This window comes from Alkalihalobacterium elongatum (genome assembly GCF_019024285.1).
GTDB classification, from domain to species: domain Bacteria; phylum Bacillota; class Bacilli; order Bacillales; family Bacillaceae_F; genus Alkalihalobacterium; species Alkalihalobacterium elongatum.
Genome location: NZ_WMKZ01000001.1, coordinates 240,878 through 265,970, shown reverse-complemented (window position 1 = coordinate 265,970; position 25,093 = coordinate 240,878). Strand labels below are relative to the sequence as shown.

The 25,093-nt window shown below is 35.9% G+C and carries 27 protein-coding genes; 23 read left to right on the top strand and 4 right to left on the bottom strand.

Features of this window, described 5'->3' with window-relative positions:
* Positions 1-119 precede the first annotated feature (119 nt).
* On the bottom strand, positions 120-1,325 hold the full coding sequence (locus GKP30_RS01375; RefSeq protein ID WP_216827592.1) for a TsoY family (seleno)protein: 1,206 nt from the start codon (positions 1,323-1,325) through the stop codon (positions 120-122).
* A gap of 500 nt (positions 1,326-1,825) precedes the next feature.
* Between GKP30_RS01375 and GKP30_RS01370 the strand changes: the two genes are divergently transcribed.
* The 16 genes from GKP30_RS01370 to GKP30_RS01300 all read left to right on the top strand — a co-directional run bounded on the left by GKP30_RS01370 (position 1,826) and on the right by GKP30_RS01300 (position 15,376).
* Positions 1,826-2,836, top strand: a complete 1,011-nt coding sequence (locus GKP30_RS01370) for a sensor histidine kinase (protein WP_216827591.1) — start codon at positions 1,826-1,828, stop codon at positions 2,834-2,836.
* 2 nt (positions 2,837-2,838) lie between these two features.
* Positions 2,839-3,459, top strand: a complete 621-nt coding sequence (locus tag GKP30_RS01365) for a response regulator (protein WP_216827590.1) — start codon at positions 2,839-2,841, stop codon at positions 3,457-3,459.
* Positions 3,460-3,744: 285 nt separating this feature from the next.
* Positions 3,745-5,079, top strand: a complete 1,335-nt coding sequence (locus tag GKP30_RS01360) for a cytochrome ubiquinol oxidase subunit I (protein ID WP_216827589.1) — start codon at positions 3,745-3,747, stop codon at positions 5,077-5,079.
* Between the two features lie 16 nt (positions 5,080-5,095).
* Positions 5,096-6,148, top strand: coding sequence for a cytochrome d ubiquinol oxidase subunit II (locus GKP30_RS01355; RefSeq protein WP_216827588.1), 1,053 nt, complete (start codon positions 5,096-5,098; stop codon positions 6,146-6,148).
* Position 6,149: 1 nt separating this feature from the next.
* Positions 6,150-6,245: a cytochrome bd oxidase small subunit CydS gene (gene cydS / locus GKP30_RS23950; RefSeq protein ID WP_407928573.1), complete on the top strand. Its 96-nt coding sequence runs from the start codon at positions 6,150-6,152 to the stop codon at positions 6,243-6,245.
* Between the two features lie 65 nt (positions 6,246-6,310).
* Positions 6,311-7,444 carry an MBL fold metallo-hydrolase gene (locus GKP30_RS01350; protein WP_216827587.1) on the top strand — a complete coding sequence of 378 codons (1,134 nt, stop codon included), beginning with the start codon at positions 6,311-6,313 and terminating at the stop codon, positions 7,442-7,444.
* A 445-nt stretch (positions 7,445-7,889) separates the two neighbouring features.
* Complete coding sequence (locus tag GKP30_RS01345) at positions 7,890-8,129, top strand: sulfurtransferase TusA family protein (protein ID WP_216827586.1); 240 nt, start codon at positions 7,890-7,892, stop codon at positions 8,127-8,129.
* A gap of 15 nt (positions 8,130-8,144) precedes the next feature.
* A complete protein-coding gene (locus tag GKP30_RS01340; protein WP_216827585.1) occupies positions 8,145-9,287 on the top strand; it encodes an NAD(P)/FAD-dependent oxidoreductase in 1,143 nt (380 codons plus the stop codon).
* A 31-nt stretch (positions 9,288-9,318) separates the two neighbouring features.
* A complete protein-coding gene (locus tag GKP30_RS01335) occupies positions 9,319-9,927 on the top strand; it encodes a hypothetical protein (RefSeq protein WP_216827584.1) in 609 nt (202 codons plus the stop codon).
* A gap of 158 nt (positions 9,928-10,085) precedes the next feature.
* On the top strand, positions 10,086-10,643 hold the full coding sequence (locus tag GKP30_RS01330) for a sulfurtransferase TusA family protein (protein ID WP_216827583.1): 558 nt from the start codon (positions 10,086-10,088) through the stop codon (positions 10,641-10,643).
* Positions 10,644-10,664: 21 nt separating this feature from the next.
* Complete coding sequence (locus GKP30_RS01325) at positions 10,665-12,341, top strand: SulP family inorganic anion transporter (protein ID WP_216827582.1); 1,677 nt, start codon at positions 10,665-10,667, stop codon at positions 12,339-12,341.
* Positions 12,338-12,892: a carbonic anhydrase gene (locus tag GKP30_RS01320; RefSeq protein WP_216827581.1), complete on the top strand. Its 555-nt coding sequence runs from the start codon at positions 12,338-12,340 to the stop codon at positions 12,890-12,892. Before GKP30_RS01325 ends, GKP30_RS01320 begins: the two co-directional genes overlap by 4 nt.
* Positions 12,893-13,025: 133 nt before the next feature.
* Positions 13,026-13,694 carry a peroxiredoxin gene (locus GKP30_RS01315; RefSeq protein WP_216827580.1) on the top strand — a complete coding sequence of 223 codons (669 nt, stop codon included), beginning with the start codon at positions 13,026-13,028 and terminating at the stop codon, positions 13,692-13,694.
* 13 nt (positions 13,695-13,707) lie between these two features.
* Positions 13,708-13,935 carry a hypothetical protein gene (locus GKP30_RS01310; protein WP_216827579.1) on the top strand — a complete coding sequence of 76 codons (228 nt, stop codon included), beginning with the start codon at positions 13,708-13,710 and terminating at the stop codon, positions 13,933-13,935.
* A gap of 294 nt (positions 13,936-14,229) precedes the next feature.
* The gene (locus GKP30_RS01305) at positions 14,230-14,370 is read left to right on the top strand and encodes a hypothetical protein (protein ID WP_216827578.1); all 141 of its coding nucleotides are present in this window, start codon (positions 14,230-14,232) and stop codon (positions 14,368-14,370) included.
* A 256-nt stretch (positions 14,371-14,626) separates the two neighbouring features.
* Positions 14,627-15,376 carry a hypothetical protein gene (locus tag GKP30_RS01300; protein WP_216827577.1) on the top strand — a complete coding sequence of 250 codons (750 nt, stop codon included), beginning with the start codon at positions 14,627-14,629 and terminating at the stop codon, positions 15,374-15,376.
* A gap of 101 nt (positions 15,377-15,477) precedes the next feature.
* Here GKP30_RS01300 and GKP30_RS01295 read toward each other — a convergent pair whose 3' ends face one another.
* Positions 15,478-15,738: a hypothetical protein gene (locus GKP30_RS01295; RefSeq protein WP_216827576.1), complete on the bottom strand. Its 261-nt coding sequence runs from the start codon at positions 15,736-15,738 to the stop codon at positions 15,478-15,480.
* A 233-nt stretch (positions 15,739-15,971) separates the two neighbouring features.
* On the opposite strand from GKP30_RS01295, the gene GKP30_RS01290 reads away from it, so the two are divergent.
* The 4 genes from GKP30_RS01290 to GKP30_RS01275 all read left to right on the top strand — a co-directional run bounded on the left by GKP30_RS01290 (position 15,972) and on the right by GKP30_RS01275 (position 20,924).
* Positions 15,972-16,667 carry a response regulator transcription factor gene (locus GKP30_RS01290; RefSeq protein ID WP_216827575.1) on the top strand — a complete coding sequence of 232 codons (696 nt, stop codon included), beginning with the start codon at positions 15,972-15,974 and terminating at the stop codon, positions 16,665-16,667.
* Entirely contained in the window at positions 16,660-18,066 is a 1,407-nt protein-coding gene (locus GKP30_RS23860; RefSeq protein ID WP_216827574.1) for a sensor histidine kinase, read from the top strand. Before GKP30_RS01290 ends, GKP30_RS23860 begins: the two co-directional genes overlap by 8 nt.
* A 254-nt stretch (positions 18,067-18,320) precedes the next feature.
* Entirely contained in the window at positions 18,321-20,507 is a 2,187-nt protein-coding gene (locus GKP30_RS01280; protein ID WP_216827573.1) for an MMPL family transporter, read from the top strand.
* A 15-nt stretch (positions 20,508-20,522) separates the two neighbouring features.
* Positions 20,523-20,924, top strand: a complete 402-nt coding sequence (locus GKP30_RS01275) for a hypothetical protein (RefSeq protein WP_216827572.1) — start codon at positions 20,523-20,525, stop codon at positions 20,922-20,924.
* Positions 20,925-21,006: 82 nt separating this feature from the next.
* Here the strand turns inward: GKP30_RS01275 and GKP30_RS01270 are convergent, their stop codons facing one another.
* Positions 21,007-21,348 (bottom strand): hypothetical protein, encoded by a 342-nt coding sequence (locus GKP30_RS01270; protein WP_216827571.1) that lies wholly within the window; start codon positions 21,346-21,348, stop codon positions 21,007-21,009.
* A gap of 165 nt (positions 21,349-21,513) precedes the next feature.
* On the opposite strand from GKP30_RS01270, the gene GKP30_RS01265 reads away from it, so the two are divergent.
* Both GKP30_RS01265 and GKP30_RS01260 read left to right on the top strand, forming a co-directional pair.
* Positions 21,514-22,572, top strand: coding sequence for a sulfite oxidase (locus GKP30_RS01265; protein ID WP_216827570.1), 1,059 nt, complete (start codon positions 21,514-21,516; stop codon positions 22,570-22,572).
* A gap of 142 nt (positions 22,573-22,714) precedes the next feature.
* A complete protein-coding gene (locus GKP30_RS01260) occupies positions 22,715-23,704 on the top strand; it encodes a sodium-dependent bicarbonate transport family permease (RefSeq protein WP_216827569.1) in 990 nt (329 codons plus the stop codon).
* Between the two features lie 158 nt (positions 23,705-23,862).
* On the opposite strand, the gene GKP30_RS01255 is transcribed toward GKP30_RS01260, so the two are convergent.
* Positions 23,863-24,042, bottom strand: coding sequence for an H-type small acid-soluble spore protein (locus GKP30_RS01255; RefSeq protein ID WP_216827568.1), 180 nt, complete (start codon positions 24,040-24,042; stop codon positions 23,863-23,865).
* 175 nt (positions 24,043-24,217) lie between these two features.
* Here GKP30_RS01255 and GKP30_RS01250 point away from each other — a divergent pair, with 175 nt between their 5' ends.
* A complete protein-coding gene (locus GKP30_RS01250; RefSeq protein WP_216827567.1) occupies positions 24,218-24,970 on the top strand; it encodes a glucose 1-dehydrogenase in 753 nt (250 codons plus the stop codon).
* The last annotated feature ends 123 nt before the right edge of the window (positions 24,971-25,093 follow it).

The following is a 25,093-nucleotide window of genomic DNA, read 5'->3' as shown; positions in this document are numbered from 1 at the left end:
TAAATTCACCGCCTTAATGTAGTAATAAATTTGGTAAGTGTTTATAATAGCGCTTACATTTAATAGTAAAAATAAGTGAGCTAGCAGGACCACTTCATGATCCTGCATAGCAATAAAATTTAAGCTGTTTTTTCTTGAACCTTAGGCTCTTTTTCTGTTGTAGATTTAAAGTGTTTTTTGTTTAGTTTAGATAGAACATGAATGGTTTTGAATTGTACGAATACGAATGGTGCAAGAATGATAAAGTATGCAACTGAGAATTTATCAATCACACCGTTTTGTACTAATCCCCAGTGTGTAAAGAACATCCCTAATACGAAGAAGGCAACACCTGGACAAATTAGTCCGTAACTACCTGCACTATTCTTGTTGCCTCCAACAAATGTGTTAAAGTAACCTAATTTCTTTAAGACAGAGTAACCAAGAATTCCAATAACGATTTGAGCCGTAATCACCGCACCTAAACCTACAAAAAAGATTAAAGGGTGTGGGTCAGTTCCTAAAAAGTTGTGTGCTAAACCAGAAGTAACACGTACTCCTGTAATTCCGATAAGCGTTAATATAGGAATGAGCATCCAAACACTTGGACTAGCTTCTAGTGCAAACCCATTTTTAAAGATGGATCGTAATCCTAAACCAATCCAAACAATGATTAAAATTACACTTAGTACAGTAAATAAGATTGAGAAAAAGATCCCTGTAGCTGAAATAACTAGATTGTGGCTCATCGCTCCAGGAGCAGCGAAACCTACAGCAACCATTGTGAACGCAAATACAGAAAGCAATTGGCTAAAGTGATTGTTTGCTTCTTCTTTGAATGAAGATGGTGTCGTCATGAAACGAGTCATCATTCTTACAAAGATCTTTAATGAAAAGAACCCAACAATCATAAACCCGATTAATGCAAATGGAAGTAGAAATTGTACGTAATCCCATAATCCAGGAACGAAGACGGCTCCTAAGACGAAAAGAACGTTGATCATCATTGAAAAAGTTAATGGAATAGCCATTAAAGCGACTTCACCATTTGAAGAACGTAATGCTTTGTATGCGTCTGTTTTTTTGAATTTATTAAACTCTTTCACATTCCAAATAACTTTCTCGAAATGCTTTACGGCAAAATAAATCATCGCTAGCAAAGCTATGATAATAGAGATAGAGACAAACGTATTCTCACCTGTAATATACGGGTAGATGTGATTGAATGTTGCCATTGGCGTATCTGGATGTGGGACCATAAACATTAAATACATGAAAAATGATACGGCAAGACCACCATTTCCGAGAGCAGCTAAAAAGTAAAGTGGATTGTAATTGTTTTTCATTTTATTTCCCTCCTTATACCCTCTGGGGTATTAATTTGTGTAAACTTAATATATCAAATAAATTTGATGTTGTAAACCTTTTTTTATTTCCTCTCTTTTTATGATTAGCTCTGTTAAAGGATATTGTTGAGATAAGTTGGTTTGGGCTCATCTTGTGAAATGTTAATATCACACGCCTTCATTCTTTAGTAATGAGCCCAAAATCAACACTCTTCTTAAACATCGCTTAATGATTAAATGCTTGTTAAATTCATATGCCCCTTCAATTCTGGGGATATTTAGAAGATAAAAGGATTAGAAAAAGTTTTAACTAGACGCTAAAATACGGTAGTGGGTATATACATTAATTATAACTTAATATATTAAGTTGCGTATAAGTGATTTCCCTTAATTTTTTATTTTAATAAGAAGATTTTGTGAACAGGTCTTGATTTCCTCGATATTTCTATTTTTATTTGATATTAATTTAATGAAGATATTTGGGATGGGGTGTGTAAATCATGAAACTAGAGTGGTTTAAACAATTGGTGGACGATTTATCTGAAGGGGTCGTAATCATTAATAAGGATCGTGTAATTCATTATCATAATAATTTAGCCAAAGAAATGACAGGTTGGGAACTTGGAGATATAGTCCCTTATTGTTCGTATTGTAAGATGAGAGAAGTAGCTCCTGGTGAGGAACGATGTATTCTTGCACACGAAGATCCTCTTCCAAGCTTTCAAGCTCATATGCCGACATATAAAGGAAAAAAAGAAACATCATTTGAAATGAGTACAACCAAAATAACACTAGAGGGTATGGAGTTTATGGTACTCATACTTCGAAATCCAAAGTGGACATCAGAAAAAGAACGCTTGAAAATAAAGAAGCTATTAATACGAGATACGATCGCTACACAAGAAAAAGAGAGAAAAGCGATAGCAATGGAGCTGCATGATGATATATCTCAAGGGGTATATAGTGCGTTTTTGGGATTACAAGGAGTTAAGCATCATATTACTGATGAAAATTATCAAAGTCATTTTCGTAAAATCGAGGGCACACTAGAGAAAACGTTAGACAATATTCAAAGGTTAACCAAGCAACTAAGACCGCAAGCGATTGATCAATTTGGGTTAAAGGCGACTTTAAGATCAGCGGTAGAAGACTGGAAAAAATTTTATAAGGTCAACTTTACATTATCCTATAAAATTCGTGAATACGTTCTATCTAAAGAAGTGGAGCTGCAATTATTTCGTTTAATTCAAGAAGCGGTTACGAATGCGGTTCGTCATGGAAAAGCAAAACAAATAACCATTAAATTTGCTGAAAGTGAAGATCAAATTATATTCCAAATTATTGATGATGGTCAAGGTTTTGATGTAAGTCAAACGAAGTTTAAAGGACTTGGATTGTATCATATGAAAGAGCGAATGGCGATGATTAACGGAGAAGTTAATTGGGATAGTAAAATTGGAGGTCCAACGAAGGTTGAAGGGTATGTAGATTTACATAATAAAGGGTGTTAACTGTGAAAGTACTGATTGTAGATGATCATGAGGTAGTAGCAAGTGGTTTAGCTTTATTAATAAAAGATATGTTTACTGTTGAATATATTATTCAAGCACAAGATGGGCGAACGGCTATAAAAAAAGCAATTGAATATTCATTTGACTTAATTATTTTAGATTTATCGCTACCAGACGGAATGGACGGATTTGAAGTACTACGCGAAATGCGTTCAATATTCCCTGATGCAAAGATCGTTATTTTTTCAATGCATGATGATATTTCCTACCAAAAGAAAGCTTATAAACTTGGAGCGAACGGCTATATGGTCAAAAGGTTTAATGGCGATAAACTGATGAAATACTTAAGCTTGATTATGAACGGAAAAAAGTTTTTTGAAGGAAAACTTACAGAGGACTGGGATGAGAATGAGGATACCTTAACTTTGCCGATTACCCCGCGAGAAAAAGAAGTTTTTGTGTTAACGGTATTAGGTCACACGCAAAAAGAAATAGCAGAAAAACTGTCCATTTCAAGGAAAACGGTTGAAACACACCGACATAATATTACTAAGAAATTAAATATCAAATCTAAGGCAGATTGGATTGAAATTGCTCAGAAATATCAGCTATTAGATATTTAATAAAGCTTAACGGTGAAACAGCCGTTAAGCTTTTTTTGTTCATAAAATACTCATTTTTACCTTAAATATAGGGGAAAAACCTTATGTGAACGATATTGACGTTTGATTACACTCTAACTATAGAACGTAAGGCAATGACTTAAGGGAAACGAAGGAAGGGAGTCTGTGGAGAAAAATACGAAAGAAGAGCTTTGGCTCATTATGGTATGTTTTATTGTTGCTGGCATTATGCTTCTTAATTAGTCGGTTCTTTCGTTAACAACAAAATAGGAAAGGAGAATTGTTATGTTTGAGTACGATCCGGTCATATATAGCCGAATACTTACATCCTTTACGTTAGTGTTTCATATTATATTTGCCACGATCGGTGTAGGTGTACCCGTTATGATCGCATTAGCAGAATGGATGGGAATAAAGCGTAAAGACCCTCATTACTCCTTATTAGCAAGACGTTGGGCTCGCGGGTTTGTTATAACCGTTGCCGTAGGTGTTGTAACTGGTACGGCAATAGCATTACAACTGAGCTTGCTATGGCCAAACTTCATGAAAGTTGCAGGACAAACGATAGCGTTACCGTTATTTATGGAAACCTTTGCATTTTTCTTTGAGGCGATTTTCTTAGGCATTTATCTTTATACGTGGGATCGTTTTAAGAGTAGAATGCGTCACTTTTTATTGGTTATTCCAATTGTTATTGGTGCATCAGCTTCAGCATTTTTTATTACGACAGTAAATGCATTTATGAACACCCCACAAGGTTTTACGCTAGTGGATGGTGTGATTACGAATATCGATCCAATCGCAGCGATGTTTACGCCAGCTATGCCAACAAAAGTTGCCCACGTTCTCATTACTAGTTATTTAACTTCAGCATTCATTTTGGCGATGGTTTCTGCGTATCAAATCGTAAAAGGTAGAAACCATGTGTATCATAAGAAAGCGCTTCATTTAACGATGGTGGCTGCTCTCGTATTTTCAATTGCAACCGTTGTGATAGGGGACTTATCTGGAAAATTTTTAGCGGAATATCAACCTGAAAAACTTGCAGCAGCGAAATTACATTTTGAAACAACGACAGAAGCACCACTTCATTTAGGAGGTATCCTAACAGAAGACAATGAACTAAAATATGGCCTTGAAATTCCTTATGGGTTAAGTATTCTGGCCCACGGTTCACCAAGTGCTGAAGTAATTGGTTTGAATGACTTTCCAGCCGATGAGGTACCGCCATTATGGATTCATTATATGTTTGACATCATGGTTGCCATCGGTATGTATTTAGCTGCAATTTCAGTTATTTATGTCGCGTTATCCAAATGGAAGAAGGAGTACTTGTACAACAAGCCTTTATTATGGTCAATTATCATTGGAGGTCCACTGGCCATGATAGCCATTGAGGTCGGCTGGATCCTTGCAGAAGTAGGAAGACAGCCGTGGATTTTAGTTGGTGTTATGAAAACAGCAGAGGGAGCTACAACGGCAGACCATGTCGATATAATGCTCGTTATTTTTTCGATCGTCTATATCATTCTAGCGGTCTCATGTTCGATCGTTTTGCGAAAGATGTTTAAGAACAACACGCCTGAAATGGAGTTAAAAGAGCAACGACGTATCAGTTAAAAGGAGGTGATAGGACATGAGCTATGAAATGATTGGTATTACAGTTCTTTGGATCTTTTTATATGGTTATTTGATTGTAGCTTCGATTGATTTTGGAGCTGGCTTCTTTAACTATTATAGTAGATTAACAAACATGAATCATATTATGAATGACTTAATTCAGCGATATCTTTCACCTGTTTGGGAAGTGACGAATGTATTCTTAGTTTTCTTCTTTGTAGGCATTATTGGTTTTTTTCCAGACACCGCTTATTACTTTGGGACAGCATTACTCATTCCAGGAAGTGTAGCAATTATCCTATTAGCAATCCGTGGTTCTTACTATGCTTTTGGAACGTATGGTGCCAAAGATAGTAAAGTGTATTCATTTCTATACGGAGCTACGGGTCTGTTAATTCCAGCATCATTATCGGTCGTATTGACTATTTCAGAAGGTGGTTTCATTACCGTTGAGAATGGAAAGGTACTGTTACATTATAAAGAGCTTTTCACAAATATGTATTCTTGGAGTGTCGTTTTATTATCGATTGTAAGTGTCCTGTTTATTTCGTCAGCCTTTTTAAGCTATTACGCAAATAAAGCGAAGGACTTCGAAGCGCTCCAACTTTTGCGTAACTACGCACTGACTTGGGCAACGCCGACGATCATTGCCAGTGTGCTCGTATTTTTCGCATTAAATAATCACAATCCTGAACACTTTCAAAACATGGTCGACGTCGGCTGGATGTTTATACTGTCACTACTATTTTTCTTAGGGGCTGTTTATTACATTTGGAAAGGTGAGCGGTATGGACTTGCTTTCGTATTCGTAATGTTTCAATTTGCTTTTGCGTTCTTTGGATACGGGGTGTCTCACTTACCGTACCTACTATATCCGTATATTAACATCTATGATGGCTTTACGAATGCAACGATGGCCCAAGCTTTAATCATTGCGTTTATTGCAGGACTCTTTCTGTTAATTCCTTCTTTGTACATCCTGATGAGATTATTCTTATTCGATGCTTCTTATGTGAAGGGTGAGACTGTTAAGGCAGACGATCACGAAGAAGAAAGGAAGGTGGGCTAATATGAACTTTTTTCTGATCATGGTTGCACCATTTTTAACCATTGTAATTTCAATAGCAATCTTATTTATATGGGGAGCACGTCAACCAAAGTCATAGGGTGATAGAAGTTTCTTAACTTAAGTATCAAAAAAACTATAAAACAACTACTGGAGGTAATTTTCATGACACAAAAATCAATGCAAACAGCCCAAGTATTTGAGTACATTTTAAGTAAAAAGCAATTATTTATTTTAGATGTGAGAAACAATGAGGACTACACAGACTGGAAAATTGAAGGAGAAAAAATAACATCTGTAAATATTCCGTACTTTGATTTTTTAGACGGAGTTGAGCAGCATCTTGATCAGCTGCCAAAAGAACAGGATATTCTTGTTGTTTGTGCAAAAGAAGGCTCTTCTAGATTTGTTGCAGAACAACTTGAGGAACAAGGACTTCGCACGTTTTATTTAGAAGGTGGAATGAAATCTTGGAGTGAGTATCTGTACGAAGCAAAAGTGTATGAAGATGCAAAAATCGAAGTATACCAGCTCATTCGAGTCGGAAAAGGTTGTTTATCTTACTATGTCATTTCAGGAGATAAAATGTTAATCGTGGACCCACTTCGCTTTGTGGATATTTATGAAGCAGCAGCGAAACGACATAATGTACAGATTACCCATATTGTAGATTCTCATCTGCATGCGGATCATTTGTCAGGTGGCTATGAGCTCTCTCAAAAAACAGGAGCAGCTTATTACATCATGAAGAGTGAAGGGGCTGTCTTCGAATTCAATCCTCTAGAAAACTATGAAAAAATTGAATTTGAAGATGCGATTGTCGAAGTACTAGCGATTAAAACACCAGGTCATACACCAGGAAGTGTCTCTTTCTTTGTGAATAAGAAATTACTATTCTCGGGAGATACGATTTTTGTTAGTGGGTTAGGTCGTCCAGACTTAGGTGGAAAAGTGAAAGAGTGGGCCGATGACTTATATCATACTGTCTATGATAAAGTAGCTCAAATTGCGGATGACATAATCGTTTTGCCAGCGCACTATGCCGACTATGAAACTGAAAGAAATGCAGACAATTACATTGGACAAACTTTAGGTAAGGTTCGTGAACAAAATAAAACGATGTTCCAAACCGATAAAGAAGACTTTATTTCTCAAGTCGAAAAATCAGCTAGTTCTGTAAAACCACCAAACTTTGAGGAGATCATTTCGATCAATCGTGGTGTCGAAACTGCAGATAATGAGCGTAAACAAGAATTAGAAATTGGGCCGAACCGTTGTGCAGTTCATCATACGTCTTAATGTCTTCTAAGATAAAACTAAGAAACATTGAATTGTTTTCTTTTTAAAAATTTAGCTTACGTAAAGTGCCTAGCGCCAACGAGACTGTCTTGGAGCTGGGCACTTTCTTTAATTTCCTATTCTCAAGGTTCATTTTTCAAAAAAGGTTGGTTTATACATTTAATCGTTACCAGCAATAACTTGGTGGCGCTGTTTCACAAGAAAAAAATGCTGTCTCTATTTAAGCACGTATTAAATGATGTAATTAATCACTGTGATTTCCTAGAAACGTACTCTAGCAGTCACTCAAATTAAGCCTTTCCTTTATAAACGTTACAAAAATGTGTCTAAAATGTGAATGGTATAAATAAAAGATAAGTGACTTACCTGATATAAATCGCTTACATTCTGATGTAATCTACTATTGTCACGTAGTTAATATAAAAAAGATGAGGAGTGAATGATTATGTTAGTACAAGAAAACGTAACAATCATTAATGCAAAAGGAGCTTTTTGTCCAGGACCTTTAGTAGAACTCATGAAAAAGGCAAAAACAGCTAATGGTGGAGATGTATTAGAATTATGGACTAATGAAGAAGGATCACTTAAAGACGTACCAGAGTGGGCGAAAAAATTTAACCACGAATATATTGGACAAGAAAAGGAAGATGGTTATTACCGCATCCAAGTTCGTATTAACAAGTAGGAAGGTGGGAGACTCATGAAAAAAGTCGTAATTATCGGCGGTGGCACAGCTGGAACGATGATGGCTAATGCGCTTGCAAAAGGTATGGGAGAGAAGCTAAAGAACGGTGATGTAAGCGTAACCATGATTAGTGATAAAAAAGAACACCTCTACCAGCCAGGGCTTTTGTATATCCCATTTGGATTAAAAACAGAGGAAGAAATTATCCGTCCTGTTAAAGATGTTGTGTCGCCATTAGTAGACATTGTATTTGATGAAGCAACTCAATTTTCAACAGAGCAAAAACAAGTTAAGACAAAATCAGGTAAAACTCTATCGTATGATTACTTGATTATTGCAACAGGTTCAAGACCTGCTATGGAAGAAGTACCAGGATTAGAAGAAGCAGGACACATTTTTTACACTTTAGATGGAGCTATGAAACTACAAAAAGCAATGGAAGAGTTTGATGGTGGTAACGTTGTTATGGCTGTCGGTCTGCCACATAAATGTCCAGTTGCTCCACTTGAATTTACAATGATGTTTGATGATTGGGCTAGAGAAAAAGGAATTCGTGAAAAAACAAACATTACGTATTGTTATCCGCTTCAAAAACCGTATGGAACAGAGTCTGTTGCAAAGCTTGCAACAAAAGAATATACAGAGCGAAACATAAATATTGAAACATTCTTTATGATTGACCATGTAGATGCTGAAAAAAAAGAATTAGTCGCTCTAGATGATACTAGAATTCCTTTCGATTTACTCGTCATGATCCCTCCACATAAAGGAGCGGATGTTACTGTTAAATCATCGCTAACGGACAATGATGAAGGGTGGTTACCGACAGATCGCCAATATTTAAACCATGTAGACCATGACGATGTTTTTGTTATCGGAGATGCTACAAACCTACCAATTAGTAAAGCTGGTTCGACAGCACACTTTGAGGTTGAAATTTTAGCAGAAAATCTAATAAGCATGATCGATGGTGGGCAAGCAAATAAACGATACAACGGAAAAGTCTTCTGTTTTATTGAAACTGGATTACACAAAGCAACTTATATCGCTTTCAACTATGATCAACCACCAAAGCCTGTCACACCATCTAAAGCTGTACATTGGGCTAAGCTTTCCTATAATAATGCCCACTGGATTAACTTAAAAGGAATTTTATAATAAATTCTTTAAGAGGAAAGAGGGTGGCAGTATGATAAAAGTACTAGAGAAAGAGCAAAGAGAAGTGCTACAAAATCTTGATCCTGAAGTGTTAAGTTCGCTCGTATCGAAAGCAGAAGTACTAGATGATGCTTTAACGATGGCCAAAATTGCATCTGATGCCTTAACGAGCGAGACGATTGAAAATTTAACAAAAAAAATCGAGAAAGCGGCAGTGCTTTTAGAACTAATCGAAAGACCGGAACTATTTAAGATGCTAGACGAGCTCATTACGGTAGGTGAGAAACTACTTCCAATGCTAGATCGTTTGGGGAACTTAGCCGAAAACGGAACGCTAGAAAAGCTTCTTGACCTCGCTGAAGCTTCAGGAATACTAGTTGATGCAGTAACGGAAACAACGATTGATCACGCGACAAAGAAGCTCAACCAACTAACAGAGCTAAGTGATCAACTACTCAACTCACCAATGATGAAAGCGATGCCTAAAATATTGGAAGTATCCAATGCAGCGTATAACGAAGTTAGTTCAACCGAACAAAAGCCAGTTGGCATTTTGGGACTCATGGGATTATTGAAGGAACCAGCAGTCCAACGCCTATTACAGACGAGTGCAGCAACGATTAAAAAGCTAGAGCAATAAAAAACTAGAGGTAAAAAAGTAACTGCTGCTTATAAATATAGGAGCAGTTACTTGCTATTCTGTAGGTTGTTTATGTCGTGCCAATTAACTAATCGAGTTTAAATTAGATTTTATATAGTTAGGGAGTAAAGATCTAAAAGAACGTTGGGGTGAGAACTATGGAAGTGAAAGTGACGAAAACTATTGATATTCAAGGGGAACGCTCTCCTTTACCCTTAGTCCATGTGAAAAAAGCATTAACCGAACTTAATGAAGGTGAGGTTCTAGAAGTAATTTCAACTGAAGTTGATTGTTTTATAGAATTGAAGGAATGGGCCAATTATACAGGCCATGAATATATCGATGGTTTAGCTAATGATAATGTATTTATTCACTATATTCGAAAAGGTAAGGAGGCACAGAACGATAAGTATTTACATGCACGAATTATATCTAATAATGAATTGATAAGTAAGCTAGAACAAGAATTAATCACTATCGTCGATGTGCGTGAAGAATTAGAATTTGAATTTAAGCATATTCCAGGGGCGGTATCTATTCCATTAGGTGAACTAAAGCTTCGTCTAGATGAACTAGCTAAAGAAGAAGATATCTATGTCATTTGTAGAACAGGAAATCGAAGTGACTTTGCATGTCATTTATTAGAAAAGAACGGTTATAAAAATGTATGGAATGTAATACCTGGTATTTCTCATTGGGCCGGGCCAATAAAATAGAAGCTCAGAAAGGATTTCATCATGATAAAAAAGTGGTTTCCTATTATTAAATGGATAGCAAATTATCAGAAAGAGTTTCTAAAAGGGGATATTTCAGCAGGTATTATTGTCGCTGTTATGTTAATACCTCAAGGAATGGCATATGCAATGTTAGCTGGAATTGATCCAGTTATCGGTTTATATGCAGTAACTGTGCCACTGCTCATATATGCGATTTTTGCGTCCTCAAGACAATTAGCTGTTGGGCCAGTAGCGATGGTATCGTTATTAGTTTTTACGGGGGTTTCCAGCATTGTCGAGCCCGGAACACCAGAGTTCTTAAATTATGTTATTTTACTAGCCTTAATGGTTGGGGTGATCCAACTGGTCCTTGGGTTAACGAAGGCAGGCTTTATCGTTAATTTTCTGTCACATGCTGTTATTAGCGGATTTACGTCAGCTGCCGCAATTGTGATTGCCTTAAGTCAAATTAAACATTTACTAGGAGTCAATCTGCAGAGTCACGAATATACACATCAACTAATCGTTGAAGTATTTCAACGTATTTCGCACATACATCTATTAACATTTTTCTTTGGTATCTCAAGTATTTTAATCCTTATTTTTATGAAGAAGTACGTGCCAGTTATTCCAGGTCCTATTTTTGTAGTTGCGTTTTCTATCTTAGTAACCTATCTCTTTCGCTTAGATGAACTTGACTTAAAAATTGTAGGGGACATTCCTAGAGGTTTACCTCATTTTTCAATACCACTAATAAATCTAGAAGCGATCCAAGTACTATTGCCTACAGCGCTAATGATTTCATTTATCGCCTTTATGGAGTCGATAGCTGTTGCAAAAGCAATTGCAACTAAAGAGAAATATAAAATCGACCCCAATCAGGAGTTGAAAGGTTTAGGTTTAGCTAATATTTTTAGTAGTTTTATTGCCTCAATGCCAGTAACAGGTGGTTTTTCTCGAACCGCCGTTAACTATCAATCAGGTGCTAAAACAGGTTTGGCCTCGATTATTTCAGCGGTTTTAATTATTATTACGTTAATATTTTTGACACCATTATTCTATTATTTACCAAATGCTGTTTTAGCTGCGATTATCATCGTCGCCGTTTATAGTTTAATCGATGTAAAAGAAGTTAAACACTTATTTAAAGTGAAAAAAATAGACGGCTGGGTACTCACAATTACATTTATACTAACTCTCTTTATTGGAATAGAGACAGGAATTTTAATTGGAATTGTAGTTTCACTCGTCGTTTTTATTTGGCGCAGTGCCTATCCTCATATTGCAGAGGTCGGTTATTTAAAAGAGCAAAACATATTTAGAAATGTAAAACGCTTCCCTCAAGTAACAACTTATCAAGACGCTCTTATCTTGCGTGTAGACCGTTCTCTTTATTTCGCTAATATGTCCTTTATAGAAGATAAGGTCGAAGAATATATAACAACGAGACCAGTGAAATGGCTTATTTTAGATATGTCGGCTGTAAACGATATGGATGCTGTCGCGATCGATCAATTAGAAGAAATGATGAACGTTTGTAAAGAAATGAATGTAACTTGTATCTTAACAGGGATGAAAGGTCCAGTTCGAGACTTAGTGGAAAAGGCAGGGTGGAAGAGTAAGTATGACAAACAAATAGATTACTATTCAGTAGAACAAGCAATAGAGGAACTCAAGCTAAAGGAGAACGTTGTATGAATGACATAATGAAGCAAAATCGACGCTTTGTAAAAGAGATGAAACAAAGGAATACGGATTATTTTTTAAATTTAAGTAAAGGACAAAGTCCCGAAATCTTCCTTATTAGTTGTACGGATTCTAGAGTCAGCCCTTCTGTCATTATGCAAATGCCGTTAGGGAAGTTATTCGTTCACCGAAATATTGCTAATCAAGTGAATGAAAATGACGATAGCTTTAATGCGAGTCTGTACTATGCTTTAAAGCACCTAAACGTAAAAAAGGTCGTTATTTTAGGACATACAGGATGTGGTGGAATCCAAGCTGCTCAACAAATTGACCCCAATGACTCACTAGAAGTGGAGTCATTTAGAAACTGGATCACACACGTTCATCAGTCGATCAAAGGGCATAATGAGACAAGTAGTTATCAGCTTGAGAAAGAAAATGTCATTCAGCAAATGAAGATATTAAAGGGTCATCCGATTTATGTTAAATATGGCAATTCGGTTGATGTAGAAGGGTATTTATTTCATTTAGAAACAGGAGAGTTAGAAGTCTTATCGTATTAAATATGAACAAAGTTTGAACTTAATTATAATTATTATAAAAAAACACCAAATACCCCCTTGAGTATTTTATAAAACCGGTGTAGAATGTAATTGTAGCAAGATAATAATTATTATTAAAAAGGAGTTGTTATAAATGATGAACGAAGAAATCAAAGTACAAGAAGTAAATGAAGGTTTACCACGTATTGGTTCGCCAGCACCACAGTTTGAAAGTGTGACAACACACGGGACAATACAATTATCGGATTATAAAGGGAGCTGGGTGATTTTATTCTCACACCCTGCCGACTTTACCCCAGTTTGTACGACTGAATTTATGGCATTCCAAGAAATTTATCCGCAATTACGTGAACTAAACACAGAGTTACTAGGTTTAAGTATTGATAGTGTTCACTCCCATATTGCTTGGGTAAGAAACGTTGAGGAGAAATTTGGTGTGAAAATCGAATTTCCAGTCATTGCCGATCTAAACAAAGATGTTGCAATGAAATACGGAATGATTATGCCAGGAGAAAGTGATACGTCAACATCACGTGCTGTGTTCGTCATTGATCCAAACCAAGTAGTACGAGCAATTATTTACTATCCATTATCAGCAGGACGCAATATGGATGAAATCCTCCGTCTCATTGAATCATTACAAACTTCTGATGAGCACGGTGTTGCAACACCTGCTAACTGGAGAAAAGGTGAAAAAGTCATTGTTCCTCCTGCAGCAACACAAGAAATGGCGGAGGAGCGCATGAAAGAGGAAGGCATCGAATGTGTCGATTGGTACTTCTGCAAAAAAGAATTAAAATAAGGCGGTGAATACGATGGCTTGTGTGAATCCTGATGGAACATTAACGAGTTCAGCAAAAGCGTTGTTATCAGCAATCCAAGATCAGGCTTTAACGCCTGAAGACATTTCAAAGAAAATTGGACAACCATTATTTAAAGTGAGAAGTTCACTTCGAGATATGAAGTCGGGTGGATTTGTCGAAGCACAAGGAAATGCATTTATAATTTCTAAAGGCGCGAAAAAGCTGCTAACTAGATCGTAAAAATATACGAATAACTATCAGTGAATACCTCCCTCCCTCGATCTGATAGATTATGATACTCTCAAATAAAGGTGACTCCAAAGTGCATGACACTCATGGAGTTACCTTTTTTCATAGCTTTGTTAGGCTAATGTGATGTCTGTTAACTATTGATTGTGTTGACTAAGATAAGAAGGCATTTTCATTAGTGAATGTTAAAGTTATATGAACAGTTGTGATAAGGTGTTTTATTCACATTCAGTTCATATTTATATGCTATCTTTTACTTAGCAAAAGAAAAAGGTGAGGGTTTAAATGAAAAAGAGTGAAAGTTCAATGATCGTATTAAATGATGATCAGAAAACCGTAAATCCCATCCAGCAAATTGTCAGTGACCTTATTAAGAAAGGCATTGATGCGTCAATTGTCACAAAGCCCCCAAAACTACAAATGTAAACATCAACACTACTGTATAGGACAAATATGGGTTAAACATCATCCTAATAGCTCTTTTGATTAGTTCTATAGTATTAATTTTGGAGAGTTTTTAAATTTCGCTCAGACTTCATTACTATTGAATTAGTTCTTTAGATTGTGTTGGGTATTAAGTTAATAATTTTTAGTAATTTTTCATCATATTACATGAATCTTCAATGTTGTATCATGAGAATTGTGTCTAACTTTGTTGTTTGATGTAAGTAGGGGGGTTCTTATGATAAAAGTATTAAAAAAGTTGGTTCCTTTAGTAGTGATTATGTTATTAGTAAGTGCATGTGGTCAAAATGAAACGGTTCAAACGAATGACCAATCTCAAGCAGCTATTAAAGAAATTCAACGAAATGAAATTCATATATCTACCTTAAGTACTGGTGAGAAAAGTTTTGAACAAAATGAAGAAAATCTAGTTTTTACAAAGAAACAGCTTCAAAATGAAAGAGCTTGGGATCAGACGAGTATAGAGATTACAGCATCTAAAGAGAACCTGTTAAAAGAATTAGACTTATTTTATAGGGCTCTAGAGAAAAAAGAACTTCCCGATTACACGATAGACTATACTTTTTATTTACATAATGTTCTAATGGCTTATGAACAAAGAGAAGATTTTAATTTCCATTATGAGTCTTTTATGGAAGTAGTACCACAACGTATTAACAACATAAAAGAGTTAAAACTAGAAACAAAAGAAGTTGATTTTGTACGTAATTATTACTTAGAAGCTATGATTGTTCATCACGGTGTCATAAAAAAAATAGGTAACCATACGGTGAACATTCAATCAGAAAATAACTTACTCCAAGGAAGAAATGAACTACAAGATGCACTATTAGAGGGATATCATTTACTTGCATTAGTGGCTGCCCAACTAGTGAAAATAGGTGAAACAACTCATATCATTCAAACAGAGGAAATAGATAGCCTTAAAAAATTTATTAGTAATAGAATAATTGAAGAAAAACTCTAACAAATATGCTTCGACTAAAGAGATACCTCTTTGTCGAAGCTTTTTTAATGATAGTATATGTAGGTATTTTACTTTATTAAACGAAAATCCATTTTAGTTTGTTAGTCATTTTCCATGGAGAGGGGGGATCCAGTAGAGGTATGTTCATTAATCCATTCTTGAGCAATTACTGAAAGAGAAGACCAATTGGGCAATTGTTCTTTGTGCTGTTCTAGCCAGCTCATACAAAACTGTGGATCAATACTTTGACCATAACACTCGGCTAAAAAAAACTGAATATTTTCTTCGTTACAGTTGCCCCAAGAATCGCAAATATTCATAAAATTATCTTCGACCCTGGCTTGAATGCTTTCGTCTACCATCGCATTTCCTCCTTCCTGTTCGGCTTTGTTAAAGTTTAGTGAGTATGAATTATGATCCATGAATTTGGCAAAGCCTAACTAATAATATAGTTAAAGTATGTCCAAACATCAGAAAAACCATGTGAAACTTGCTTTTATCTTTTAGCAGTAAATTAAAACTGTTCACATCGTGTTCATATAGAAATGTTATCTTTGTAAAAAGGAAAAATTGGCTTAAGAAAGGAAGGAACACTTTGAGTCCATTGAAGGTACTAATCATTGAAGATGATCTTAATATATGTGAACTGATTACATTATATATTGAAAAACAAGGCCACATCGCGATTGTTGCGAATGAAGGTGAGGATGGGCTGATAAAGTTTTACGATGACCAGCCTGACTTTGTCATTTTAGACATCATGCTTCCTAAAGTGGATGGTTGGGAAGTGTGTAAGGAAATTAGAAGTGAAAATTCAGTAATTCCTATTATAATGCTTACGGGAATGGGCGAAAGTTATGATAAAATCCGTGGGCTGGATTTAGGTGCAGATGATTATATTGTTAAGCCTTTTGACCCAAATGAGCTAATTGCACGGATGAAGGCGGTGCTGAGAAGGACAAATGGGTTGGTTGACGAAAGCGAAAATATAGAATGGCCTAGTTTATCAATAAATATGAAAGAGTTTAAAGTGTTTATTGGTGGGAGAGAAGTCACGATGCCGCCTAAAGAATTAGAATTACTTTATTTTTTTACGTCTCATCCAAACCAAGTTTTTTCACGTTTACAGCTACTAGATCAAATTTGGGGTTATGATTTTGATGGTGATCCTCGAACGATTGATGTACATGTGAAAAGATTAAGAGAGAAATTAGGACAACCAACTTCAAAATGGGCCCTAAAAACAATTCGTGGGGTGGGTTATAAGTTTGAGGTGGACGTCAGTGATTAAAAGAAAAGGAATTTTTACAAAGTTATTTCTAACGTACTCTCTTATATTACTGTTAGCGTTTTTAATATTTAGTACGATCTTTATTTATTTGTTCCATGAATACTTATATAGCAATTACGAGGAGCTTTTTTATCATCAACGGGATCAAATTGTAAGCCACTTACAACTAGCGTATAAAAAAGATTGGGATCAAGAGGTTGTGAAATCATCACTACAAATGAGTTTAAACCAACCGCATACAACGGTAACAATCTATGACGAGGTGGGGAAGGTCCATTTTCAATCTGACTATGCTCCTCCAGAATTAGCAGAGATTGATTCAGATATTGTTCAGACTTCCTTAGAAGGAGAGCTTATTACGGAACCGATGAGAATAAATGACTACCTAATCTATCTAATGGCTGCCCCACTCGAAGTTGAGCTAGAAAATCAACATATATATTCAATGGTGATGGTATTTCATGAATACAATCACCAGTCCCGCCAAATGATATTTCTTATTTTGCTCACTATGTTTATTACAATCGCCTTAACTGGTGTTGCTATTTGGTTTATTTCTAGAAAAATAACTGCACCTCTTCGGCATATGAATGAAATTGCATTGCAGTATGCGAAGGGAGATTTTTCCCGTAACGTACAAGTGAAAACGGAAGATGAAGTGGGACAATTGGGAGAAACATTTAATTTTATGGCTAAGGAATTAGATCGTTTGGAGCAAATGCGAAGAGACTTTGTTGCAAATGTTTCTCATGATTTGCGCTCACCGTTAACTTCAATCAAAGGATTTTTAGTTGCTTTAATTGATGGAACGATACCTAAAGAACGAAAGAATCATTACTATTCCATCATGAAAAAAGAAACGGAACGGTTAATTAAGCTAGTAAATGATTTACTAAGCTTAACGCAGTTAGAAGCTGGAAAAATTATCATTCAGCCTACTAATTACAACCTTTCTGAACAAATCAGGTTAGTTATAGCAAACATGGAACCAGAGTTATTGAAGGAAAAGATTAATGTTGAGATAAAAGGTGTGGATGAAGATATTTTTGTATATGCTGATTTAGATCGTATGGAACAAGTATTCGTTAATCTAATTCAAAATGCGATCCAATATTCACCACAGAATAGTGAAATTCAAGTGAGTTTATCTCTACAGGATGATAATGTAAAGATCAGTATATTGGATAATGGAGAAGGAATCCCAGAAGAAGATTTAAAACATATTTGGGATCGTTTTTATAAAACCGACAAGGCTAGATCGAAAAAAGTCGGTACGGGAATCGGACTTTCGATTGTAAAGTCAATAATAGATCTGCATCAAACGTCCATATTTGTGAGAAGTAAAGTTGGAAAAGGAACAGAGTTTAAATTTACGCTTCCAGTTAAAAAAGGTGACTAATTCCCTCAAGATGGGTGTTAGTCACCTTTTTTTATAGATGTAAGTAAAAGAGGGCGTAAGGTTTTTTGAAAATCTGTAAGCTTGGTCCTTCTTTGTTCATCTTGTGTTCATATTGCATTGATATGATCAGTTTGAAAAGAAAATTAATGCTAATTGTTTGGGTACAAAATACAAGAGGAGATGATAGACAGTTTTCTAGGTTACTACTACTACACATGACGATGAAATAAGTAAAATAGGAGAGGAAGAAAGAAATGAGCAAATTAGCTAAATATACATCAGACCGAAAGTGGGTATGGCTCATTTTAGGTATTTGGATTGTGGTTGCTGGGGCTTTAAGTGCAGCTCCATCAGCGAATGATTATACTGTTAATACTGGAGAAGACGATTTACCAAAGGAAGCACTCTCCGTTGTTGCGAGTGAAAAAGTGAAGTCTTATTTCTCACAGGAGGGTTTGTTAGCCTTACTTGTATTTCAGGCTGATGAAGTATGGAATGAGTCCAATATTTCACAGATTGATAAAGTGAGTCAATGGTTAACGGATGAGACAGAACTTGTTACAATAGAGTCTACGGTTCCTTTTCACCACTTTCCTGATCATGCAAAAGAAATGTTTTTATCAGAAGATGGTTCAACCATTGTTCTACCTGTAACTTTAACCGATCATTTAGAAATGTCCGATATTAATCATACGGTTATCGAGATCCAGGCTTATGGTGATGAGCAACTAGATCTTGGCACTTTAATGGTTACTGGGCCAGCAGGAATTGCTTCGGATACGATTGCAATATTTTCTAACGCAGACCTCGTTTTGTTATTTTCGACCATTGGTCTTGTGTTAATTTTACTAATTGTTATTTATCGTTCGCCGTTATTAGCAATTATTCCACTTTTTGCTGTTGCGATTGTTTACCAAGTGGTCGATCGGGTTCTTGGTTTATTTGCAGCTAATCAAGTATTTATGATCGAATCCCAATCTTTATCCATCGTTATGATCCTATTATTTGGGGCAACTACAGATTATTGCTTATTTGTATTCTCTCGCTATCGTGAAGAACTTCGGAAACATGAGAGTAAGCATAAGGCTATGAAAGAGGCAGTAAAGGAGGTTGCATCACCAATCTTCTTTAGCGGTGGCACTGTTTTTGCCGCGATGCTCGTTCTTTTCTTAGCAAATTACGGGCCATACCAGAACTTCGCACCTGTATTTGCGATTACAATTGCAATTGTTTTACTAGCTGGTCTTACCTTAATCCCAGCATTATTTACAATTGTAGGAAGACGTTCATTCTGGCCAGCCATACCTAAAGTTGGTGAGGAGACGTTAAAGAAAAATAAATTTTGGAATAAAGTCGGTTCGGTTGTAACCAAAAGCCCCTTCATTTCAGGGGGGATTGTTCTTTTATTCCTTATTGTTAACGGACTAAATGTACTGAATGTCCAATACTCATTTAACTTAGTAAAATCATTTCCAGACGATATGAATTCTCGTATTGGTTTTGAGCAGCTTGAACAAAGCTTTCCTGCTGGAGAGCTTGCTCCTGTAACTATACTCGTGGAGAAGGAAGATGGATTTACTTTTTCCGAAAAAGAACTAACGGCGTTAGAGCGATTAAATGAAAGTTTATTAGCTGAAGAAGGTGTAATGTCAACATCTTTACCAGAACGTGATCTGATAACAAATGGGGAAACACACGGGACGCGCTGGTTATCTGAATCAGGACAAGCTGTAAAATTTGATATCATTCTAAATATGAACCCATATGATCAAGAAGCTTTAGATCTATTAAACTCGTTGAATAGTAAAAGAGAGAGACTTCTAGATGATAGTGGCCTAGGAAGTCATCAAACCTACCTCTATTTTGCAGGTGAAACAGCCAAGCAGGCTGATATTCGGGAATTAAATGAGCGAGATACTCGGATTGTCATTATTGTCGTAACAATAGTCATTTTTACGATGCTAATTTTCCATACACGCTCGCTGATTGCACCTATCTATATGATGACAACTATATTGATTTCATATCTATCTGCGTTAGGGCTTAGCTGGTTTATTTTTGAAAATCTATTTGGATATGAAGCAATGAGCTATCGTATCCCACTATATGCTTTTGTTTTTCTTGTAGCTTTAGGAGTAGATTACAATATTATGTTAATTTCTAGAATACGAGAGGAAAATCGTACCTTTACTATTCGTGAATCCGTGCAGCGAGGTGTGGCATATACCGGGGGAGTTATTTCTTCTGCAGGACTGATCTTGGCTGCAACATTTGGTGTATTAATGACACAGCCGATCTTAGAATTGTTTATGTTTGGATTTATTGTTTGTATTGGAATTCTAATGGATGCATTTTTAGTACGTGGAATGCTTGTACCAGCAATTGTTACTTTATTAGGTCGATGGAATTGGTGGCCTTCTAGTTATAATAAATCAAAATAAATTGAGGTGGTTAAGTTGAATAGAACTAAGTTTTTACTTCGAACATCTGCCATATACGCTGTCATTGGAGCATTTATGGGTGGTCACATGGCTGGAGCAGGATCGTATCTATTTCGAGCTATTCATGCTCACATTTTAGTTGTCGGGTGGCTTTCCCTTTTTGCATTTGCTGTTTTTTACGCAATTTTTGCGATTCCTAAAAAGTCAAAGTTAGCAACCGTACAAGTATGGTCGGCATTTTTAGGTAGTTTTGGACTAACAGCAGGAATGTGGATGTATTACTTCAAGCCAGAATGGGCGCCAGAGCTATTTAATCTCCTTTTCTATATCGTTGGTGGTTCGGTGTTAATGATCAGCTTTGTTGTATTTTTAGTCATGACATTTGTTTTCAGCAAACAGCTTACAGACAAAGAATAACAGTATAAAACAGGACTTTTTAGCGGTCCTGTTTTTTTATGTCTTAAACCAAATGATACCAGTGCTTTTTAAACAACGTGTTCTAATTAAACGTTATATACATCGAATTATCCAGTAAAAGCTTGTCTGCCATCTTTTGTATGGATTGTTTGCCTTCGATTGTTTTAGGTTCAAATTCTAACATTTCGTTATTTTGACCATCTTTATAATAGGTGATTTTCATATGGTGGTCATCTGTGATTAACCAATTCGTTTCAGTAAGTTGATTAAAAATAATATCAACTCCTAGTAAAGTTCCCATTTCATGAAGAAATTCATAATAAATTAATCCGTAAGAGTCATCATGTTCCTCGTCTTCTATGTATTTAGCATAGGGACTATCTAAATAGAAGGCGGGTTGGATTGTTAACGTTTTTTTCTTCAAGTAGTATTCCTCCCAATTGTATTTTCCTTAGTTTAACTCTTTTTATGTTCACCATTCTTACTCAGTTCATTAGAATGATTTTTTTGGCATCACGTTTAGATGAGGTCTATTCAATGATCAATATTAATATGTTTTTATGAAGCTTTAATTTGAAAGGGGAATTTTATGGATGACGGGAAAGTAAGACCATACTTTACAACGAGAAGTTTAATTCCTGAAAATCAAGAAACACCGATCCATTTTTTGCGCGGTTCGATTTTTGACAAAGAGTATTGGTTTTTGCGTAATCATTTTCAATACCCTGAATTGAATGTGGCTAGTGAAAATCTGCTTGTGACTGGTGCTGTAAGTAATCCTTTTATTATAAAACTAGAAGAAATTAAGGCATTACCCCATAAAAAAATAACTCTCCCATTAATTTGTTCGGGTAATCAACGAGCGAAGTTCCGTCCGAAAGTTTTTGGTGAACAATGGGAGGAAGGTGCAGTGAGTCAAGGGGTTTGGACAGGTGTCCCGCTTAAAGAGCTGTTAAATTATGCAAAGCCAGATGAGAATACAGTAGAAGTAGTGTTTACTGGAAAAGACCGCGGCGTAAAACCGAATAAAGATGAAGTTGTTTCTTTTGAAAGAAGTCTTCCATTGAAGAAAGCTCTTCATCCTGATACGCTCGTTGCCTTTGAATATAATGGACAGTCTATTCCTTATAAACATGGGTATCCGCTTCGGTTAATTGTTCCAGATTGGTACGGGATGGCATCGGTAAAATGGTTAAAAACGATAACGGTAGTAACTCGACCGTTTGAAGGCCCTTTTCAAACGGATGATTATGTCTATTATCCTAGACCAGATACTGATGAGGGTAAAACTCCTGTTACAACCGTTCGAGTGAATTCAATTATTCAACAACCTTTAGATCATTCAATAATCGATGAAGGTACTCACGTAATTGTCGGTCTAGCTTGGAGTGGGGAAGGTCAAATTGCAGAAGTCGAAATTTCATTTGATCAAGGAAATACATGGGAGCCTGTAACTTTAGAAGAAAAATCTGCATCATATGCATGGACAGAATGGAGTTATGTTTGGAAGACACCAGGAAAAGGGAGTTATACAATCCAAACAAGAGCACGAGATTCGCAAGGTAATATCCAACCACAGAGTGAGTTTTGGAATCGCAAAGGTTATGGGTATAATGCCATTTTTAATATTGAAGTGAAAGTAGAATAATTTTTTCATCATAAAATCCCTCACTTAAAACTCATTTGTATTACTGAAAAGTAGTTTTAAGTGGGGAATTATTATATAAATCGATCAAATAGGTTACCTTAATTTAATATAATAACAAAAGTTGGGATTAGAGGTGGGCTTTATGGATTTAATTTATGAAATTGCCTATACCAATTTGCTGTCACCGATGATTTTATTTTTCATAATTGGGATCGTTGCTGTCATCGTCAACTCCGATTTAAAAGTCCCAGGTGCATTTTATACTGGCTACACGATGATTATCCTTCTTACGATTGGAATTAAGGGTGGAGTGGAGCTGCGAAATGTCACATTGATGGACATGCTTCCAACGATAATAACTTCCATTGTCTTAAGTATATTAATGTTTGGAATATCTCTTTTTGTTGTTAAAGGGTTGTTTAAGTTTTCAGTTACTGATTCCTTTGCGATTGCTGCTCATTATGGATCAGTTAGTGCGGTAACATTTATTGCAGGTATTGCATTTTTAGAGAAAATCGGTATTTATTATGAAGCCTATATGTCGGCTATCCTAGTCATAATGGAAGGTCCCGCAATTATTTTAGCCATAGTTTTATATAAAGTTTTTTCGCAAAAAGAAGATGAAGAAAAAGACAACCCCGAAGCTAGTATCAAGCATGTCATAAAAGAAGCATTTTTCGGAAAGAGTATTTTTCTTTTGTTAGGCGGTATTTTTATTGGATACGTAGCACATACTGATGGCCTCGTCCAAATTAGACCATTGTTCGGAGATTTATTTTACGGTATCCTTTGTATCTTCTTACTTCATATGGGAATGGTTGCAACACAAAGTATTCGTCAAATTAAAAATTTGAAGCCAGTATCGTTTCTTTTTGCATTTATCTTACCAGTAATAGGCGGATCTATAGGAGTTTTAGCTGGTTATCTTATTGGTCTTTCAGTCGGTGGAGCAGTTGTTTTAGCGTTTTTAACTGGAAGTGCGTCGTATATTGCCGCACCAGCAGCGGTCGGTCAAGCGATACCGAAAGCCAATTCAGGTATTTATATTGGATCGGCGCTCGGACTAACACTGCCGTTTAATTTGATTATTGGTATTCCTTATTTTTATTGGTTGGCAAATTTCATTTATTAACAGCAAATATATAGGTTGGTCTGATGATCATGAAGTTGATATGAAGGAAAGGATAGAAGGTAGGAAGCGGTTAGAGCCTGGTTTGCGATTAATCAGGCTCTTTTTACTTCTTTTTGAGATTAGGTGTTCTTATTATTGCAAAAGAGTTTTAATAAAAGTTATTCTTCGACTAGTTCGGAAATCTCTACTTCAGAACGCTCTTCTAAAGGACCTCTTAAATGTACAGTCGCAGTTTTTCCGTCTTCATTCAATTTATCGATCCATACTGAAGTCCCATTATATTTCACATCAATGTCGGCAGAAGAAGAAAGGATTTGTTTTACACGTTTTTCATCCATTTATTATTCACCCCCAATTCTTTGTCAGTTTATTTTGTGGAAGAAGTGGATTTTTATGTACTATACTATGTACTGGAAATAGAATATAAATTTTTAGTTATTTACAAGTAATTTTTTTACTATAGTGTGCAATTTGTAAACAAATACATATTACAAACGCGATAGGAGTTGAACTATGAATAAGAACGAGGGAAAAGTAGTAATTGTGACGGGTGCAGCTAATGGTATCGGTCAAGCCATTGCAAGAGCATATGCAGAGTATGGATATAAAGTTGTACTAGCTGATATTGATCAAGATCAAGGTAAAAAAACGGTTAAGGAACTAAGGCAATCGGGATATAATGTCATTTTTATAAAGACGGATGTTAGCGAAGAGACAGAGATATTTGCATTAGTAGAAAAGACTAAAGGCACATACGGTACTGTTGATATCCTAATTAATAATGCAGGAATTAGCCAGTTTAAGTCTCTATTTGAATGTACTGCAGGGGATTGGGATCGTGTGATGAATACGAATGTTCGAAGTGTGTTTTTATGTTCAAAAGAAGTCGCTAAAGTTATGCGTGAAAAAGAACGAGGAGGAGCAATTGTGAACATTGCCTCGACGAGAGCGATTATGTCAGAGTCTAATTCAGAAGCATATGCAGCGTCAAAAGGTGGGATTGTTGCATTAACTCACGCTCTAGCAGCATCCTTAAGTGAATACAATATTACTGTAAATGCTATCTCTCCAGGATGGATTGAAACAGGAGATTATAGTACATTACGTGAAATTGATCATCAACAGCATTTTTCGAAGCGCGTCGGAAAACCAGAAGATATAGCCAAGGCATGCATGTACTTAACCGCCTCGGACAATAACTTTGTTACTGGCATTAACTTAGTTGTAGACGGTGGAATGACACGAAAGATGATTTATGAAGAGTAGAAGTAGTTCTTGTAATTTGGCTAAATTCAGAAATTTAAAATAAGGATTTTATTACTAGTTTTCATATCGGTTTTTTCTAGTTCTATTTATCTGAATTGGCAGGAGGTTTTTCCTAAATAATGA

Coding starts and splice junctions, on each gene's coding strand:
- GKP30_RS01375 (WP_216827592.1), bottom strand. CDS start 1,325: ATGAAAAACAATTACAATCCACTTTACTTTTTAGCTGCTCTCGGAAAT.
- GKP30_RS01370 (WP_216827591.1), top strand. CDS start 1,826: ATGAAACTAGAGTGGTTTAAACAATTGGTGGACGATTTATCTGAAGGG.
- GKP30_RS01360 (WP_216827589.1), top strand. CDS start 3,745: ATGTTTGAGTACGATCCGGTCATATATAGCCGAATACTTACATCCTTT.
- GKP30_RS01355 (WP_216827588.1), top strand. CDS start 5,096: ATGAGCTATGAAATGATTGGTATTACAGTTCTTTGGATCTTTTTATAT.
- cydS (WP_407928573.1), top strand. CDS start 6,150: ATGAACTTTTTTCTGATCATGGTTGCACCATTTTTAACCATTGTAATT.
- GKP30_RS01350 (WP_216827587.1), top strand. CDS start 6,311: ATGACACAAAAATCAATGCAAACAGCCCAAGTATTTGAGTACATTTTA.
- GKP30_RS01345 (WP_216827586.1), top strand. CDS start 7,890: ATGTTAGTACAAGAAAACGTAACAATCATTAATGCAAAAGGAGCTTTT.
- GKP30_RS01340 (WP_216827585.1), top strand. CDS start 8,145: ATGAAAAAAGTCGTAATTATCGGCGGTGGCACAGCTGGAACGATGATG.
- GKP30_RS01335 (WP_216827584.1), top strand. CDS start 9,319: ATGATAAAAGTACTAGAGAAAGAGCAAAGAGAAGTGCTACAAAATCTT.
- GKP30_RS01330 (WP_216827583.1), top strand. CDS start 10,086: ATGGAAGTGAAAGTGACGAAAACTATTGATATTCAAGGGGAACGCTCT.
- GKP30_RS01325 (WP_216827582.1), top strand. CDS start 10,665: ATGATAAAAAAGTGGTTTCCTATTATTAAATGGATAGCAAATTATCAG.
- GKP30_RS01320 (WP_216827581.1), top strand. CDS start 12,338: ATGAATGACATAATGAAGCAAAATCGACGCTTTGTAAAAGAGATGAAA.
- GKP30_RS01315 (WP_216827580.1), top strand. CDS start 13,026: ATGATGAACGAAGAAATCAAAGTACAAGAAGTAAATGAAGGTTTACCA.
- GKP30_RS01310 (WP_216827579.1), top strand. CDS start 13,708: ATGGCTTGTGTGAATCCTGATGGAACATTAACGAGTTCAGCAAAAGCG.
- GKP30_RS01305 (WP_216827578.1), top strand. CDS start 14,230: ATGAAAAAGAGTGAAAGTTCAATGATCGTATTAAATGATGATCAGAAA.
- GKP30_RS01300 (WP_216827577.1), top strand. CDS start 14,627: ATGATAAAAGTATTAAAAAAGTTGGTTCCTTTAGTAGTGATTATGTTA.
- GKP30_RS01295 (WP_216827576.1), bottom strand. CDS start 15,738: ATGGTAGACGAAAGCATTCAAGCCAGGGTCGAAGATAATTTTATGAAT.
- GKP30_RS01280 (WP_216827573.1), top strand. CDS start 18,321: ATGAGCAAATTAGCTAAATATACATCAGACCGAAAGTGGGTATGGCTC.
- GKP30_RS01265 (WP_216827570.1), top strand. CDS start 21,514: ATGGATGACGGGAAAGTAAGACCATACTTTACAACGAGAAGTTTAATT.
- GKP30_RS01260 (WP_216827569.1), top strand. CDS start 22,715: ATGGATTTAATTTATGAAATTGCCTATACCAATTTGCTGTCACCGATG.
- GKP30_RS01255 (WP_216827568.1), bottom strand. CDS start 24,042: ATGGATGAAAAACGTGTAAAACAAATCCTTTCTTCTTCTGCCGACATT.
- GKP30_RS01250 (WP_216827567.1), top strand. CDS start 24,218: ATGAATAAGAACGAGGGAAAAGTAGTAATTGTGACGGGTGCAGCTAAT.